The organism is Dactylosporangium sp. NPDC049140, assembly GCF_040648435.1.
In genome coordinates this window covers 25,635-41,899 of sequence record NZ_JBEZDS010000026.1, presented here as the reverse complement: position 1 = coordinate 41,899, position 16,265 = coordinate 25,635, and the positions used below count along the sequence as shown (strand labels likewise).

General features: G+C 71.6%; 15 protein-coding genes. 6 read left to right on the top strand and 9 right to left on the bottom strand.

The window, feature by feature from the left end; translation table 11 throughout:
• Positions 1–25: 25 nt before the first annotated feature.
• The 3 genes from AB0B76_RS33755 to AB0B76_RS33745 form a co-directional block, all read right to left on the bottom strand.
• Entirely contained in the window at positions 26–1,435 is a 1,410-nt protein-coding gene (locus AB0B76_RS33755; protein ID WP_360382970.1) for a cellulose binding domain-containing protein, read from the bottom strand.
• On the bottom strand, positions 1,432–2,658 hold the full coding sequence (locus AB0B76_RS33750; protein WP_360382969.1) for a cellulose binding domain-containing protein: 1,227 nt from the start codon (positions 2,656–2,658) through the stop codon (positions 1,432–1,434). Before AB0B76_RS33750 ends, AB0B76_RS33755 begins: the two co-directional genes overlap by 4 nt.
• A 112-nt stretch (positions 2,659–2,770) precedes the next feature.
• Positions 2,771–3,214, bottom strand: coding sequence for a VOC family protein (locus tag AB0B76_RS33745; protein WP_360382967.1), 444 nt, complete (start codon positions 3,212–3,214; stop codon positions 2,771–2,773).
• A 63-nt stretch (positions 3,215–3,277) separates the two neighbouring features.
• Here AB0B76_RS33745 and AB0B76_RS33740 point away from each other — a divergent pair, with 63 nt between their 5' ends.
• Positions 3,278–4,204, top strand: a complete 927-nt coding sequence (locus AB0B76_RS33740) for a transcriptional regulator (RefSeq protein ID WP_360382966.1) — start codon at positions 3,278–3,280, stop codon at positions 4,202–4,204.
• A 71-nt stretch (positions 4,205–4,275) separates the two neighbouring features.
• On the opposite strand, the gene AB0B76_RS33735 is transcribed toward AB0B76_RS33740, so the two are convergent.
• Together AB0B76_RS33735 and AB0B76_RS33730 are read right to left on the bottom strand one after the other, a co-directional pair.
• A complete protein-coding gene (locus AB0B76_RS33735) occupies positions 4,276–5,502 on the bottom strand; it encodes a sigma-70 family RNA polymerase sigma factor (protein ID WP_360382964.1) in 1,227 nt (408 codons plus the stop codon).
• Between the two features lie 43 nt (positions 5,503–5,545).
• The gene (locus AB0B76_RS33730; RefSeq protein WP_360382963.1) at positions 5,546–5,917 is read right to left on the bottom strand and encodes a YciI family protein; all 372 of its coding nucleotides are present in this window, start codon (positions 5,915–5,917) and stop codon (positions 5,546–5,548) included.
• Between the two features lie 183 nt (positions 5,918–6,100).
• Between AB0B76_RS33730 and AB0B76_RS33725 the strand changes: the two genes are divergently transcribed.
• From AB0B76_RS33725 to AB0B76_RS33705, 5 genes are all read left to right on the top strand, one after another.
• On the top strand, positions 6,101–7,315 hold the full coding sequence (locus AB0B76_RS33725; protein ID WP_360382961.1) for an Hsp70 family protein: 1,215 nt from the start codon (positions 6,101–6,103) through the stop codon (positions 7,313–7,315).
• A 54-nt stretch (positions 7,316–7,369) separates the two neighbouring features.
• A complete protein-coding gene (locus AB0B76_RS33720) occupies positions 7,370–7,807 on the top strand; it encodes a MarR family winged helix-turn-helix transcriptional regulator (protein WP_360382959.1) in 438 nt (145 codons plus the stop codon).
• Positions 7,804–8,646 (top strand): alpha/beta hydrolase, encoded by an 843-nt coding sequence (locus AB0B76_RS33715; protein WP_360382957.1) that lies wholly within the window; start codon positions 7,804–7,806, stop codon positions 8,644–8,646. Before AB0B76_RS33720 ends, AB0B76_RS33715 begins: the two co-directional genes overlap by 4 nt.
• 68 nt (positions 8,647–8,714) lie before the next feature.
• On the top strand, positions 8,715–11,384 hold the full coding sequence (gene lanL, locus AB0B76_RS33710; protein ID WP_360382956.1) for a class IV lanthionine synthetase LanL: 2,670 nt from the start codon (positions 8,715–8,717) through the stop codon (positions 11,382–11,384).
• Positions 11,385–11,389: 5 nt separating this feature from the next.
• A complete protein-coding gene (locus AB0B76_RS33705) occupies positions 11,390–11,512 on the top strand; it encodes an ALQxL family class IV lanthipeptide (protein WP_360382955.1) in 123 nt (40 codons plus the stop codon).
• A gap of 80 nt (positions 11,513–11,592) precedes the next feature.
• Here the strand turns inward: AB0B76_RS33705 and AB0B76_RS33700 are convergent, their stop codons facing one another.
• From AB0B76_RS33700 to AB0B76_RS33685, 4 genes are all read right to left on the bottom strand, one after another.
• On the bottom strand, positions 11,593–12,309 hold the full coding sequence (locus AB0B76_RS33700) for an ABC transporter ATP-binding protein (RefSeq protein ID WP_360382954.1): 717 nt from the start codon (positions 12,307–12,309) through the stop codon (positions 11,593–11,595).
• On the bottom strand, positions 12,306–14,093 hold the full coding sequence (locus AB0B76_RS33695) for a branched-chain amino acid ABC transporter ATP-binding protein/permease (RefSeq protein ID WP_360382953.1): 1,788 nt from the start codon (positions 14,091–14,093) through the stop codon (positions 12,306–12,308). Before AB0B76_RS33695 ends, AB0B76_RS33700 begins: the two co-directional genes overlap by 4 nt.
• Before the next feature lie 85 nt (positions 14,094–14,178).
• A complete protein-coding gene (locus AB0B76_RS33690; protein ID WP_360382951.1) occupies positions 14,179–15,048 on the bottom strand; it encodes a branched-chain amino acid ABC transporter permease in 870 nt (289 codons plus the stop codon).
• A gap of 62 nt (positions 15,049–15,110) precedes the next feature.
• Positions 15,111–16,259, bottom strand: coding sequence for an ABC transporter substrate-binding protein (locus AB0B76_RS33685; RefSeq protein WP_360382950.1), 1,149 nt, complete (start codon positions 16,257–16,259; stop codon positions 15,111–15,113).
• Positions 16,260–16,265: the final 6 nt, after the last annotated feature.

Genomic DNA, 16,265 nt, shown 5'->3' with positions numbered 1-16,265 from the left:
TCGGCTGTTCGTCGGCCCGTTCCGTTCAGACCGCCGCGCAGCGGGTGCCGTTGAGCGTGAAGTCGGCCGGGGCCGGGTTCGTGCTCGTCCAGGTGCCGGTGAAGCCGAACGCCGCCGTGCCGCCCGCCGGGATCGTTGCGTTCCAGGTCGCGTTGGTCGCGGTCACCGCCGTGCCGGACTGCGTCGTGGTGGCGTTCCAGGCCTGGGTCACCGTCTGGCCGCCGGCGAACGTCCAGCGCAGCGCCCAGCCGTTCACGGTGCTCGAGGCCTGGTTCGTGATGGTGACGTCGCCCTGGAAGCCGCCCTGCCACGAGTTCGTGATCTTGTATGCGACCGAGCACCCACTGGCCGGCGGCGGCGTCGTTGCGCTCGGGCTCGTGCTGGAACTCGGGCTCGTCGTAGCGCTCGGGCTCGTGGTCGGGGTCAGCCTCGCCGCCACGATCGGGGCCAGCTTCGCCGTGATCGCCTGGTGGCCCTTGTCGTTCGGGTGGACGCTGTCGCTCAGGCCGTCGCTCGGCAGCCAGCCCTCGGTGTTGACGTAGTACACGTTGCGGTCGCCGGCGGTGTTCTGCGTCGCCACCGCGGCCTGCGTCTCGGCCGGGTACCTCTTCGAGAACGTCTCGAGGGCCAGGATCGCGGCGTTCGGGTACTTGCCGCGCACGGTCTTGATGAAGGCGACGTACCCGGCCTGGAAGTCGGCCGACGAGACGCCGTGGCTCTTGTCGTTGGTACCCAGGTTGATGACGACGGCATCGGCGGTGTACCGGCTGAAGTCCCAGTTCGCGCTGGTCGACGAGTAGCCGGTCTTCAGGAACTGCGCGGCCACCGACACACAGCCGTCGGCGGTGGCGACCAGGCAGCCGCCGCCGTAGCCGATCTGCGTGTGCCGCACGCCCAGCTGTTCGCCGGTGAGCCAGCCGTACGCGGTGAGCGCGTTCTTCGACGACGTCGTGCCGACGGTGATCGAGTCGCCCACGAACTCGACCAGTTTCGGCGACACGTTCGCGGGCAGTGTCTTGGCGCCGGAGTCCAGGACGAGGCCCTGGAAGACGGCGTCGCCGGTGTACGAGCCGGCCACGACACGGTAGGAGACCATGAGCGTGTGGTTGCCGGCCGCCAGCTTGGTCGGCGTCAGGTTCACCGTGCCGGACACGTTCTGGGTGTACTGCACGGCGCCGCCGTCGATGCTGAAGTACAGGTCGATGGTCCCGCGCTGCTTGAGTTTCACGGTGGTGCCGGTGAACCCCGTGCGCAGGTAGGCCCCGGCCCAGTTCGGCACATAGGCGCTCGAGTTGGTGCGGTCCCAGCGCCCGACGAACGCGATGTTCGCGTCACCGGGCGAGCCGTCACCGGTCGCGGCCAGCGCAACGGCGGCCCCGGTCCCGGCCAGCACGGCGCCGGTCACGGCGGCGGCGATGCGCAGTGCGGCCCTCACTTGAGGTATCCCATGAGATCCAGCTTCTGGTTGCGCACCGCGGTCGCGACCAGCTTGGCGATCTGCACGGCGCCGGCGGTCTCGAAGTGTGTGTGGTCGTTGCAGAAGAAGGCCCCGACGGCGCCCTGGGTGTAGTCGCCGTTGTTCGGGCACAGCCCCGCGCTGGTGTAGTAGGTGTAGGACAGCTTGTGCAGGTCGATGACCGGCACACCGTTGGCGCTCGCGGCGTCGTTCGTCTCGGTCAGGAAGCCGCGGTTGCCCGTCGCGGTGCTGCCGCTGCACGTGATCGCGGCGACCGCCGTGAGCATGACGACCTTCACCCCGCGTTGTTTCGCGGCGGCGGCCATGACCCCGAGCAGCTGCTTGTACCGTGCCGAGCCCACGTGCCGCGGGCAGGCCGAGTCGCCGTCGTTGATACCGAACTGGATGAACAGGTAGTCGCCGGACTTCATGCCCGTGCTCGCGTCGAGCATGCCCTGCCAGCGGGTCGAATACGTGTTCGGGCTGATGACGCACTCGCCGCTGCCGTCCTTGGTGGACGTGACGTTCGGGTCGTACATCCAGGTCTGGATGCTGCGCCCGGCCACCGCCTGGTTCTTGACGGTCACGTTGGCGTTGAACAGCAGCGCGAACTGGCTTCCCCACCCGACCGGGCACACGCCGCCGGACGGGTTGGCGACGGTGGAGTCCCCCGCGAGCCAGATGGTGATCTTCGGCTGCGTGCTCGAGCCGGCGCTCGGGCTCGGGCTTGCACTTGGGCTCGGGCTTGCACTTGGGCTCGGACTGTGGCCGGCGCTTTGCGACGGCGTGGCACAGGGCGATGCCGTCGGCGATCCCGTGCACGCGACCCCGTTCACCGTGAACGCTCCCGGGACCGGGTTGCTCGTCGTCCAGGCGCCGTTGAAGCCGAAGTTGACGGTACCGCCGGTCGCGATGCTCCCGTTGTAGCTCACGTTCTTCGCGGTGACCGCCGTGCCGGACTGGGTCACGGTGGCGTTCCAGGCCTGGGTGACGCTCTGGCCGCCGGCGAACGTCCAGCCCAGCGTCCACGCGGTGACCGGGTCGCCCAGGTTGGTGACGGTGACGTCGGCGCCGAAGCCACCCTGCCACTGGTTGGTCACCTTGTACGCGACCGAGCACCCGGCCGCGGCCGCGCTCGCCTGGTTCACCACCGCGACCCCGAGCCCGACCATCAGCAGCGTGACGGCGATCAGTGCCCGCATGCCCGCTCCTTCATCGGCTGTGAGCGCTCACAGTCGACCGGGCCACTGATCTACGTCAATGGTTTCGTGCGGTTTCGTGCGTTCGGCGCAGGGTCGCGCGGAAACTTACATGTCAGTCGAGGCAGAACTCGTTGCCCTCCGGGTCGGCCATCACGATGTGCCCGGACGCCAGCGGGGGCCGGGGTTCATGGCGCGCGAGACGCTTCGCGCCGAGGCCGGTCAGCCGGTCGGCCTCCGCCTCCAGCGCGGCCATCCGCTCCTCGCCCTGCAGCCCCGGCGCGGCCCGGACGTCGAGGTGCATGCGGTTCTTGACCTGCTTGCCCTCCGGTACCCGCTGAAAGAACACCCTCGGCCCGAGGCCCTCCGGGTGCAGGATCGCCGAGGCACGGTTGCGGTCCTCCGCCGGGATGTTCATCGCGTCGAGCGCCTCGTCCCAGCTGCCGAAGCCGGGCGGCGGGTCCTGCAGCTTGTAGCCGAGCGCCTCGATCCAGAAGCCGGCCAGCGCGGCCGGGTCGGCACAGTCGATCGCGACTTGCACGGTGCGCGTCTCAGTCATGTCCCACAGTCTGCCCCGAATCGCGGACGGATACGGTCCGCGATTGGTGACATGATCGAGCCCATGACCGCCGAACGGGTGCTGCGACTGCTCGCGCTGCTGCAGCGGCGCGCCTCGTGGACGGCGACGGAACTGGCCGCGGAGCTGCACGTCACCGACCGTTCGATCCGCCGCGACGTGGAGCGGCTGCGCTCGCTGGGCTACCCCGTGCACGCGACCGGCGGGGTCGGCGGCGGCTACCAGCTGGGCGCCGGCACACGGCTGCCGCCCCTGCTGCTGGACGACGAGGAGGCGATCGCGACCGCGGTATCGCTGCGCCTGGCCTCGGCCGGGACGGTGGCCGGCGCGGGCGAGGCCGCACTGCGCGCCCTGGCCAAGCTCGACCAGGTGATGCCGCCGCGGCTGCGGGCCGAGGTGCGTGCGGTGCACGGCGCGACGGAGACGCTGATCGGCCCGGGCGTGGAGATCGACGCCGACGTCCTGATGACGCTGGCCCGCGCGTGCCGCGACGCCGTGCGCGTGCGGTTCCTGTACTCGGACACGGAGCGCACGGTCGAACCGGTCCGGCTGGTGACGACCGGGCGGCGGTGGTACCTGATGGCCTGGGACGCCGACCGTGACGACTGGCGCACGTTCCGCCTCGACCGCATGCGCACGGTGGAGGCCACGACATGGCGCTTCCGCCCGCGCGAGCACCCGGACCCGGCCGCCTTCGTCCAGCGCGCGGTGGCCGAGGCGCCGTACCGGCACGTGGCCCGTGTCCGCCTCCGTGCCGCCGCCCAGGAGGTCCGCGAGCGCGTCCCGCCCCAGGTCGGCCGGGTCGAGGACGACGGCGACGGCTGGTGCGTACTCGTCGCCGCCGCCGACCGCCTGGACGTCATCGCGGTACACGTGGCGCGTCTCGGCTACGAGGCGCAGGTGCTGGACCCGCCCGAACTGCGCACGGCCGCCACCGAGCTCGCGAGCCGCCTGGCCGCGCTCGCCGGCTGACCGCCGGCGTGCATCGTCACTTCGCCACCTCGGTGATCCCGCCCGAGTGGGAGACGCCCGAGTGGGAGAAGTCAGGCCAGCGTGGCCGCCTTGCGCAGCAGCACCGAGCGTTCGCGCTGGTTGGTGCACAGCCGGGCCGCCAGCTCCAGCTCCGCGCGCGCCTCCGGGAGCCGGCCGAGCCGCGCCAGCAGTTCACCGCGCACGGTCGGAACCAGATGCGAACCGGGGAGCCGGTCCGAGGCGATCAGCTCGTCCACGATGGCCAGGGCCTGCGCCGGGCCCGAGGCCATGGCCACGGCGACGGCCCGGTTGAGCTCGACCACCGGCGAGGGCGCGACCCGGCCGAGCGCCTCGTAGAGCACCACGATCCGGTCCCAGTCGGTCGCCTCGACCGCGGGTGCCGACGCGTGGGTGGCGGCGATCGCGGCCTGCAGGCCGTAGGGGCCGAGGCCGCGAGCCGACGCCTTGGTCAGCGCGGCCAGCCCACGGCGGATCGCCGAGATGTCCCACCGCCGCCGGTCCTGGTCCTCCAGCAGGATCGGCGAGCCGTCCGGGGCGGTCCGGGCCGGGAAGCGCGCGGCCGTCAGCTCGCACAGCGCGAGCAGGCCGTGCACCTCAGGCTCGTCCGGCTGCAGTGCGGCAAGCGTGCGGGCCAGCCGGATCGCCTCGTACGCGACGTCGCGGCGCAGCAGCCGCTCACCCGACGTGGCCGTCGACCCCTCGGTGAAGATCACGTAGATGACGCTGAGCACGCCGCCCAGCCGCTCCCGGCGCTCGCCGGCCGGCGGCAGCTCGAACGGCACCCCGGCCGCCGCGATCGTCTTCTTGGCCCGGGTGATGCGGGCCTGCACGGTCGGCACGGGCACGAGGAACGCGCGGGCGATCTCCTCGCTGGACAGGCCGCCGACCACGCGCAGGGTCAGCGCCACCCGGGCCTCCGGGGACAGCACCGGGTGGCAGCTGATGAACATCAGCGCCAGGACGTCGTCGTCGATCCGGTCGGGGTCGACTTCCTCGTCGACAGGCGAGTCGGCCGCCGGGTCCGCCGCCAGCAGGGCGTACCGGTCCTGCAGCGCCGCCCGGCGGCGGATCGCGTCGATCGCCCGCCGCCGGGCCGTCGCCATCAGCCAGCCGGCCGGATTGGCCGGGGCGGCGAGCGGCCACGACACCAGCGCCTCGGCCACGGCCTCCTGCGCCGCGTCCTCGGCCAGCCCGAAATCGCCGGTGAACCGGGTCAGCGCGGCGACGATCCGCGCCGACTCGATCCGCCAGACGGCCTCGACATCGGCCGTACCCATCAGATCCGGCCGTTGCTCTCGTACCCGGCCCAGTCCTCGACGATCATTCGCCGGCCTGCGGGACCTCGTCGCTCTCGGGCACCCGCCGGATCTCAATCTTGGACCCGCGCGCCGCCGGTACCCGCTTGGCCCACTCGACCGCCTCCTGCTTCGAGGCGACGTCGAGCAGGAAGAAGCCCCCGAACAGTTCCTTGGTCTCGCCGTACGGCCCGTCCGTGACCACCGGGGCCTCGCCGCTGAAGTCGACCACGACGCCCTGGCGCGCGTCGTCCAGCCCTTCGGCCGCGAGGAGCACCCCAGCCTTGATCATCTCCTCGATGAACTGGCGGGTCGTGGTCATCATCTCCTCGATGTCGGCCATCATGGCCGCGTTCGACTCGTCGGTGCCCCGCATGATCAGCATGTACTTCGACATCGTGTCCTCCTCGTCAGCGGGCCGCCTCTCGGCTCGCGCACCCTCAGGTCGAACGAGCGGCCCGCGGATCGACACGGGCTCCGGAAAAAATTCGCCTGTCCGACCTGACCCGCAGCGATGGCCGGCGCGGACACCCGGCTGATCAGCAACCCTATCGTCGCCGCCAGGCGGTAGGTTGGCGCGGTGGCCGCGGACGGGGTACGGCTGGGCATCGACTTCGGCACATCGAACACGGTGGCGGTGTTGATGGCGCCCGATGGCCGGATCCGTCCCTTGCTGTTCGACGGGTCGCCCTTGCTGGCGTCGGCGGTCTTCGCGGATCCGGGCTCCGACCTGCTGGTGGGCGCGGACGCGGTCCGAGCCGCGGTCGGGTTCCCCGCCGGTTTCGAACCGAACCCGAAACGTCGCATCGATGACGGCACAGTGTGGCTCGGCGAGGCGGAGCACGCCGTCGTCGAGCTGATCGCGGCGGTACTGGGGCGGGTCGGTGCGGAGGCGTCGCGCGTCGCCGGCCGGGCCGTGGACGACGTGGTCATGACCCATCCGGCATCCTGGGGCCGGGTCCGGCTCGGCGTGCTGGCCGACGCCGCCGGCCGCGCGGGGCTCGGTCCGGTCCGGTTCGTGGCCGAACCGGTCGCGGCGGCCGCGTACTTCGCCACGGCACTGGAGCAGCGAACCTCGGCGAACCGGGCCGTCGTGGTGTACGACCTCGGCGGCGGCACGTTCGACGTCAGTGTGGTCCGCTCGTCGCCGGACGGGTTCGAGATGGTCGCCGCCGACGGGCTCGGCGACGTCGGCGGTCTGGACTTCGACGCCGTCGTGATCGACCAGCCCGAACTCGTCGTCGCCGAAGGCGCCATCCACCACCGCGCCACCACCAGCGGCGGACCGGCCACGACTCCGAGAACCGCAGAGCCATCGTCGGTACCGCCGGCAAGGCCGGACGCTCCCGCCGGACCCCGCGAGACCGGGGCGGCAAGACCGGCGTCGCCCGCCACAGGCCAATCGCCGCAGCAAGTCATCCCGCAGCGTTGCATACGAATTCTCAGCGAGAACGCCGCCAAACCCGTCTCCTCCGTGGCGTTCAGCCCGGACGGGCTCCGCCTCGCCAGCGCCGGCGGCGACAACGCATTGCGCCTGTGGGACCTGGCCAGCGGACGATCCGTCGTCCAGTCCCTCACCGGCGGCACCGACTGGGTGCGGTCGGTGGCGTTCAGCCCGGCCGGGCATCGGCTGGCCAGCGCCGGCTACCGGGCGCGGTTGTGGAACCCGGGCAACGCTCAACCCATCGGCCAGCCCCTCGGCCGCCTGATCTCGAGGTCGGTGGCGTTCAGCCCGGACGGACGCGTGCTCGCCAGCGCCGGCCGCGACGGCACCATCCGGCTCTGGGGTTCGTGACAACAGGTCCAGCAGGCATCTTGCAAAGCTAAGTTAGTCTGCTAAGTTGTTGGCGTGGCGCACAACCTGAGCTTTGCCTTGCACGTGCTCACTGCCCGTCTGGACCGGATGGGCGACCGGCTCCTACGGGCCCAGCACGACATCTCCTACCACCGCTTCCTCGCGCTCGTCTTCGTCGGCGAGCTGGGAGCGTCGACCCAGCGCGCCCTCGCCGACGAGCTCGGCGTGACCGAGCCTTCGGTCAGCCGCATGACCGCCGTCCTGGCCGCCGACGGGCTGCTCAAGGTCGAGCCCGACCCCGCCGGGGGCAACCGCCGGCGGCTGAGCCTCACCGACAAGGGCCAGCGGCTCGTGACCACCGTCCGGCGGGACTTCGAGGATCGGCTGGCCGTTTTCGTCGAGCACAGCGGCGTGCCGTACGCGCAGTACGCCGAGCACACCGAACGTCTGCTCAGCACCCTCGACCGCATGGAACAGGAGCGACCCGCATGAGTGCGACAAACCCCGCACTGCTGGAGCGGCCAGGGACCGTGATCTCCGCCGACGGTACGAAGATCGCCTATCGGACCATCGGCGACGGCCCCGGCGTCATCGTCGTCGGGGGCGCGCTGCGGGCCGCGGAGGACTACCTGCCGCTGGGCCGTGCGCTGGCCCGGTCGTGCACGGTGCACGTCGTCGACCGGCGGGGGCGCGGGGCCAGTGGCCCGCAAGGGCCGGACTACTCGCTGGACCGCGAGGCCGACGACCTGCTCGCCGTGCAGGCCGCGACCGGGGCACGGCTGGTGTTCGGCCACAGCTTCGGAGGGCTCGCCGTCCTCGAGACCGCACGGCGGTCCGCCGTGTTCGACCGCATCGCGCTCTACGAGCCGGGCGTGCCGTGCGAACCGTTCGCCACCGCCTGGATGCAGCCGTACCGCGAGCGGCTGGCGGCCGGAGATCCGTACGGGGCGTTCGTGCACTTCATCCGGGGCTCCGGCGGGGCGCCCGCATTCGTGACCAAGATGCCGTACTGGTACCTGCGCTTCGCGATGCGGGTCGGCTTCCGCGGCGCGACCTGGCAACGCATGCGGCCGCTGCTCGGCGCCAACCTGGCCGAGCACGAGCAGATCGCCGCCCGCATGGGTCGCCTCGCCGACTATGCGGCCGTCACCGTGCCGGTGCTGATTCTTCGGGGCAGCCGCACGGCCGCCGCGATCCTCACCCAGACCGATCGCCTGAAGGACACGCTCGGGGACGCCGCGATCGAGACCATGGCGGGCCTGAACCACTTCGGCCCGGAAGGCAGGACGGCGCCGGTCGTAGCGGAGCGCGTTTCGGCGTTCCTGCGCTGACGGCACGCCGGGCGGCCGACCGGTGGAACGGGGTGGAACGCCGTGTCGGTGTGACGAACGGCGACCGTGTGGCATCGGATGCATGGCTCCTCGAGGGCATCGTCCGCGGCGTGCTCGACCGTGCGGACGCGGCCGCCTGGACGGTCGAGCCCGGTGACTTCTGGTGTGTCGTACGGCCCGCCGCCCAGCCGGCGCGCGAAGAGGGCTGGAAGCTGCACGTGTCCAGCACCGTGCTCGCCGGGCCCGTGGTCCTGGCCCGCGTGGCCGGCGTGCTCGTCGGCGAGGGCTGTGCGTTCAAGTTCGCCCGGGATCTGGATCGCCTCGGGCAGCTGTTGTCGAACCAGTCCGAGCGCGGGTCGGGCGGCAAGTTCGTCACCGTGTACCCCAGGGATGACGAGCAGTTCCGGCGGCTCGCGCTGGAGCTCGACCGGGTGACCGACGGGCTGCCCGGGCCGGCCATCCTCTCCGACCGTGCCGTGCGTCCGGGCAGCGTCGTGCACTACCGGTACGGCGGGTTCCGGGCCCGCCCGGTCCTGTCCAACGACGGCGACTTCCGGTTCGTCGTCACGGGTCCGGACGGGCGCAAGGTGCCCGACGAGCGGCGGGCCTGGTTCAGCCCGCCACCGGGAGCGGTCCCACCGTTGCCGGCGGCGGAAACGCCGCCCAGCCAACCCGGCCGGCCCGGTCCCGTGCTGATCGGTGACCGGTTCGTCGTGCGCGGGGCGATCCGGCACTCGTACAAGGGCGGCATCTACCGCGGCACGGACCGGCGCACCGGCGCCACGGTCGTGCTCAAACGGGCCCGGCCGCACGCCATGAGCGGCTGGACCGGCGAGGACGCGCGGGCGCTGCTGCGGCACGAGGCGGACATGCTCGACGTGCTCGCCCCGCTGCAGGTGGCGCCGGCGAAGGTCGCGCTCGTGACGCATCAGGAGCACCTGTTCCTCGCCGAGGAGTGGATCGACGGCACGACGCTGCGCAAGTGGGTGAACGAGCGGGCCCTGGGCGAATGGGGCGGCCGCGGTGCGCCGCTCGCGGAAGCGGTCGAGCTCGGCATCCGGCTGGTCGATCTCCTGGCGGCGGTACACACGCACGGCATCGTGCTGCGGGACATGACGCCCAGCAACATCATGGTCACCCCGGACGGCCGGCTGCGCCTGGTCGACCTGGAGCACGCCGTGCGCGCCGGGGACCTCGCCGCCCGGGTCTTCACCCCCGGTTACGCCGCGCCGGAGCAGGTCACCGCCCGGCGGTTCGGCGCCGTGCCCGGTCACCGATCGGACCTGTTCAGCCTGGGTGCGACCATCTTCTGGCTGGCCGGCGGGGTACACCCGCTGCTGCCGCCCGACGAGCCCGCCGAACGGTCGTACCACCAGCGGCTGACCGACCTGGTCGAGCGCGCCGGGGCCCACATGCCCACCGTCCGGCGGTTCGCGCCGCTCATCCTCGGACTCACCGAGGACGATCCGGAACGGCGCTGGAGCCTGGCCGACGCCCGAACCTTCCTGGGCACCGACAAGAAGGACGGCGTCCGCGCGCCCGCGTCGAAGATCGACATCGACCGTCTGATCGGCGACGGGCTCAGCCATGTGCACGGCACGGCCACGCCCGGGGCGGAACGGCTCTGGCGCACGGCACACACGGAGTCGGCCTCGGACCCGCTCGCCGTGCAGTACGGTGCCGCCGGCGTCCTGGCCGTGCTCACCCAGGCCGCGCGCACGTTCAAGGACGCGCACCGCGACGGCCTCGCCGTGGCCGCCGAATGGGTCGGGGAACGGCTGTTCACCGTCGACCGGGTACTTCCCGGGCTGTACTTCGGCCGATCCGGCACGGCCTGGGCCCTCCACGACGCGGCCGTCCTCCTGCGGGACGACATCCTCGCCGCGCGCGCCCTCGACCTCGCCAAGCAGGCCCCACTGCACTGGCCCAACGCCGACATCTGCCACGGCGTGGCCGGCGCCGGGATGGCGCAGCTATACCTGTGGCACGCCACCGGCGACGCGGAGCTCCTGCACCGCGCCGCCGAGGCCGCCGACAACGTGCTCGACGCCGCCCGTGAACGCGATGGCCAAGTGGTCTGGCCGATCCCGGCCGACTTCGACTCGAGCCTGGCCGGCATCACGCACTACGGCTTCGCGCACGGGGTCGCCGGCATCGGCGCCTTCCTGCTCTACGCCGGCCTGGCCACCGGCCGGAAAGAGTACCTCGACACCGCACGGCGAGCCGGCGAGACCCTGGCGCGCGCCGCCATCCGCAGCGGCGCGGGCGCGTGGTGGTCCACCGGCGAGGACGGCGCGCCCGACGTACCCCGGCAGCACTGGTGCAGCGGATCGTCCGGGGTGGGAACGTTCCTGATCCGGCTCTGGGCCGCGACCGGCGAGCGGCAGTTCCGCGACCTCGCCGAGGCGGCGGCCGCCGCGGTCCACCGCGACAGCTGGTACTCGTCCCTCGCCACCTGCCACGGGCTGCCCGGCGACGGCCAGTTCCTGCTCGACCTGGCCGATTTCACCGGCGAGCAGCGGTTCCGCGACCAGGCCGCCGACCTCGCCGGCCTGATGGCGGTCCGCAACACGATCCGGGACGGGCTCATGCTCCTGCCCGACGACACCTGGACCGATACCACGGTCGGATACGCCACGGGACTGAGTGGCGGCCTGGCCTTCCTGCTCCGGCTGCGGCACGGCGGCGCACGCTGGGGCATGCCCGACCGGATTCTTCACGACGCGGGAGGGAGGTGAATGTGGTGAGCACCGATGTCGACGCGCTGGAGCTGCTTCCGGCGGAGGAGAGTGACGAGACGCAGGTGGGCTTCGTCACGGGTTGTGACGTCTTCACCTACTGCTTCGACACCTGCACGCGCAACTGATGCCACCGTGGGCGCCCGGGTCCCCGTTCGGGCGCCCACGGTCTCAGTCGTAGTTGGTCAGCGACGCCGCGCCACCACCCTCACAGGCCCAGGTACACCTTCCGTACCCGGGTGTCGTGGCGCAGCTCGGACGAGGAGCCGGTCATCGCCACGGTGCCGTTCTCCATCACCAGGCAGCGGTCGGTCGCCTCGAAGGTGAGCTTCGCGTTCTGCTCGACCAGCAGCATGCTCAGCCCGTCGGCGGCCAGGCGCTGCAGCGCGGCCAGGATCTCCTCCACCAGCTTCGGCGACAGCCCCATCGACGGCTCGTCGAGCAGCAGCAGCTTCGGGCGGGACATGAGCGCGCGGCCGATGGCGAGCATCTGCTGCTGGCCGCCGGACAGCGCTCCGGCCAGCCGCGCCCGCATCTCCCCCAGCACCGGGAACAGCGCGAACACCTCGTCGAGCTGCGTTCGGACCGAAGCGTTCCAGCGCTGGGCGTACGCGCCCAGCATCAGGTTCTTCTCCACGCTCAGACCCGGGAACACATGCCGGCCCTCGGGCACGTAGCCGACGCCGTGGCGGACCATGTCGCGGGCCTTCACGCGCGAGACGTCCTCGCCGTTCAGGCGCAGGCCGCCGACCGTGCGCGGCACGAGGCCCAGGACCGCCTTGAGCGTCGAGGTCTTCCCGGCGCCGTTGGCGCCGATGATGCCGACGCACCCGCCGGCCGGGACGGTGAAGGAGACCTGCTCGACCGCGCAGACGCCGCCGTACCGCACGGTCAGGTCCTCGACCGCCAGCGCATCCGGGCTCATCGGCCGACCTCCTCGATGACGACCTGCTCGACGGTGTCGGCCATCGAGTCGCCGAGGTACGCCTCCACGACCGCCGGGGCGATCGCGACCTCGGCCGGGGTGCCGTCGGCGATGATCCGGCCGCTGGCCAGGACGGTCACCCGCTCGCACAGCGACATGACCAGGCCCATGTTGTGCTCGATGAGCACGACGGTGACGCCGCTGTCGCGGATCGAGCGGACGATCTCGCTGAGCTGGCGGACCTCCTCGCCGTTGAGGCCGGCCGCCGGCTCGTCGAGCAGCAGCAGCCGCGGCTGCTGGGCCATCGCGCGGGCGATCTCGACGCGGCGCTGGATGCCGTACGGCAGGGCGCCCGGCCGGGCATCGGCGAAGTCGGCGAGCCCGAAGCGGCCGAGCAGCTCGTCACCGGCGGCGCGCAGGGCCCGGTCCTGCCGCCACACGCCCAGCGGCCACAGCGGGTACCGCCAGATGGAACGGGTCCGGGTCCGATCGAGGGCGACGAGGACGTTCTCGCGCACGGTGAGCGCGCCGAACAGCCGCAGGTTCTGGAAGGTGCGGGCCATGCCGGCCCGGGCCAGCCGGTAGGGCGCCGCGCCGGTAACCTGCGCGCCGGCGAACGAGACCGAGCCCGCGGTGGGCTTGTAGAGGCCGGTGATGACGTTGAACAGCGTCGTCTTGCCGGAGCCGTTGGGCCCGACGATGCCGCGGATCTCGCCGGCCCGGACGGTCAGGGAAACCTCGTCGAGCGCGCGCAGGCCGCGGAACTGCTTGCTGATGTCAGAAAGCTCCAGCAGCGGCCGAGAGTCCTCTGTGGACACCAGATCGAACGGCGTGAACGGCCGCAGCTCCTGCCGCGGGCCCGCCCGGCGACGGCGGAACCGGGAAGGCAGCCCGGCCAGGCCCGTCGGGGCGAAGACGACCACGAGCACGACGATGCTGCCGTAGACGACCTGGGCGTACGTCGGGTAGTCGGACAGCAGCTCGCGCAGCAGGGACAGCGTCACGGCGCCGGCGACGCAGCCGAGCAGGCTCTGCCGCCCGCCAATGATGACCATCGCGAGGAGCAGGAACATGTTGGCGATGCTGAACGACTCGGGCGCGACGTAGCGCACGAGCCCGGCGTAGAGCACGCCGGCGGTGCCGCCGTAGACGCTGGCGAGCGCGAAGGCGGTCATACGCAGCATCGGTACCTCGACCCCGACCGCCCCCGCCGCCAGCGGGTCGTCGCGCATGGCCCGCATGCGCCGGCCCAGCGGCGTGCGGACCACGAACAGGCCGAAGGCCAGCGCGATCGCGAACACGATGAGCTCGAGGTAGTAGAAGAGGTACTCGCTGGAGAGGTCGACGCCGGGGAACTGCGGCACCGGGATGGCGTTGATGCCCTCGGCGCCGCCCGCGACCGCGGCGTTGGTGACCCAGTTGGTGAAGGCCAGCGCGAGGCCGAGCGTGACGATGCCGAGGTAGTGCGACTGGACCCGCAGCGCCGGGGTACCGACGAACAGGCCGGTGACGGCGGTGGCGACCAGGGCCAGCAGCGCCGCGGTCCAGAAGCCGAAGCCGTTGTGCGTCGTCAGGATCGCCACCGTGTAGGCGCCCACGCCGAAGAACGCGACCTGGGCCAGGTTGACCTGCCCGGCGATGCCCATGGCGAGGCCGAGGCCGATGGCGAGCAGGGCGAAGATGAGCGTGACGTCCACGACGTGGATGGCGTAGGAGTCCAGCGCGTACGGCAGCATCCACAGGGCGGCCGCGACCACGGCCAGGACGGCGAGGCGCCGTTTCATGCCGTCACCTCCGCTCCGCTCCGGCGCCGGCATGACGAATGCTGAGCCTCATGATGAGCGGCCACTTCGCTTCGCTTCGTACCGCTCATGCCCGGTTCACCGTCCGCTCGCCGAAGATGCCGGTGGGCCGGATCATGATGATGGCGGTGAAGACGAGGAACGTCACGAGCTCGGAGTAGCCCTGGAAGTGCCCGGCGGCGAACGCGTCGAGCACGCCGATGGCCAGGCCGCCGACGATGGCGCCGGGGATGCTGCCGAACCCGCCGAGGATCGCCCCCGCGAAGCCCTTGATGCCGAGGGCGCCGCCCATCGTGGGGCTGACGTACAGCAGCGGCCCGACGAGCCCGCCGGCGAGGGCGGCGAGGCCGGCGCCGATGACGAACGCGAGGGAGTTGCTGCGCCCGACGTGGATGCCGACGGCGGTGGCGGCCTCGTGGTCCATCGCGACCGCCTGCATCGCCGTGCCGCGCTTGGTGCGCTGCAGGAACAGCATGAGCAGCAGCATCGCGACGGCGGCGATGAGCAGCACCACCAGGTCGTACGTGCGGATGCGCAGGCCGAACAGGTCCAGCGGCGCGCCGGGCACGGGCGAGCGCACGGCCCGGCCGGTGGCGCCCCAGATGATGATGGCGAGGGCGTCGAGCACGATGCCGAAGCCGATCGTGCCGATCAGCATCAGGTCGAAGTCCTTGTTCTCCAGCGGCCGCAGGACGAACTCGATGACGAGGCCGACCAGCCCGGTGACGACGATCGCGACGACCATCGCCAGCGCGAAGGGCAGCTTCGCGGACATGTAGAACGTCGACGCGACATAGGCGCCGAGCGTCACCACGTTGCCGTGGGCGAAGTTGACGAGGCCCATCGTGCGGTACACCAGCGAAAAGCCCATGGCGACAAGGGCGTAGACGGCGCCGAGACTCAGCCCGCCGATAAGCGTTTGCAGTGTGACTTGCATGGCTCTCCCGAGGCCGGACCGGGGCGCCGTCGCGACGGCGCCCCGGTGAAGAGGGGAACGGCTCAGCCCTTGGCGGCCTGGAGCTTACCGCCGGTGATGACCCCGATCGACGTGGCGAAGATGCCGACCCCCGTGTCGTCGTAGGCGAAGTCGCCGAGCAGGCCCTTGTACTTCGTGCCCCGGATCGCGTCGGCGAGCGGCTTGCCTGTCGCCGCGTTGCTCGTCTTCAGCGCGGTGAGCACGATCTGGGTGCCGTCGTAGGCCTTGGCGCCGTGCAGCTCCGCGTCCTCGTTGTAGGCGGCCTTGTACGCCGCCGCGAACTTCTTCGCCGCGTCGCTGACGTCGTTGGACAGGTACGGGGAGCTCACGATGGTGCCCTCGACGTTTGCCGCGCCCGCGGTGTTGAGGAACACCGGCGTGCCCTGCGGCGCGGCGCCGGCGAACGGCACGGTGATGCCGAGGTCGCGGGCCTGCTTGACGATGAGCCCGGACTCGACCTCCTCCGCGCCGAGGAAGATCAGCTGCGGGTTCTTGCTGCGGATGGTGGACAGGGCGGCGCTGAAGTCCTTCTGGTCGGTGGTGACGACCTGGTCCGCGACCGGGGTGACGCCGCGGGACTGCAGGGCCTTGAGGAACGCGTCGTGCTCGCCCTTGCCGTACGAGCCGTTGTTCGTGATCAGCGCGATCGACTTGATGCCCTTGGTGTCCACGATGTACTTCGCGAGGGTCTCGTCGTAGGTGGTGCTGGTCGGGCCGTTGAGGAACAGGAACGGGCTCTTGACGGCCACGAGGCCGGTCGACTGGCCCGAGGTGATGTTCGGGATCTGGGCCTGTTGCAGGATCGGGGCCATCGCGATCGTCACGGCACTCTCGGCGGTGCCGATCATCGCGACGTACCCCTCCGAGGCGATCTTCCGCGCCAGGTTGGTGCCGACCGTCGGGTCGCCCTGGTCGTCGAACACGTCGAGCTGGATCTGCCGGCCGTTGACGCCGCCGGCCTTGTTCCACTCCTCGACCGCGAGCTTGGCCCCCTTGAGCTCCCAGGCGCCCAGCGAGGACAGCTGGCCGCTCTGGGCGTCGACGAGGGCGAGCTTGATCGGCCCGGCGGCGTTCTGGGTGTCGTTCTTCTTCTCCCCCGGCGCGCTGCAGGCGGTCAGCGCGAGGGCGAGCAGGGTGGTGCCGGCAAGGATGCGGAAGCGTTGCGTGGACATGATGCG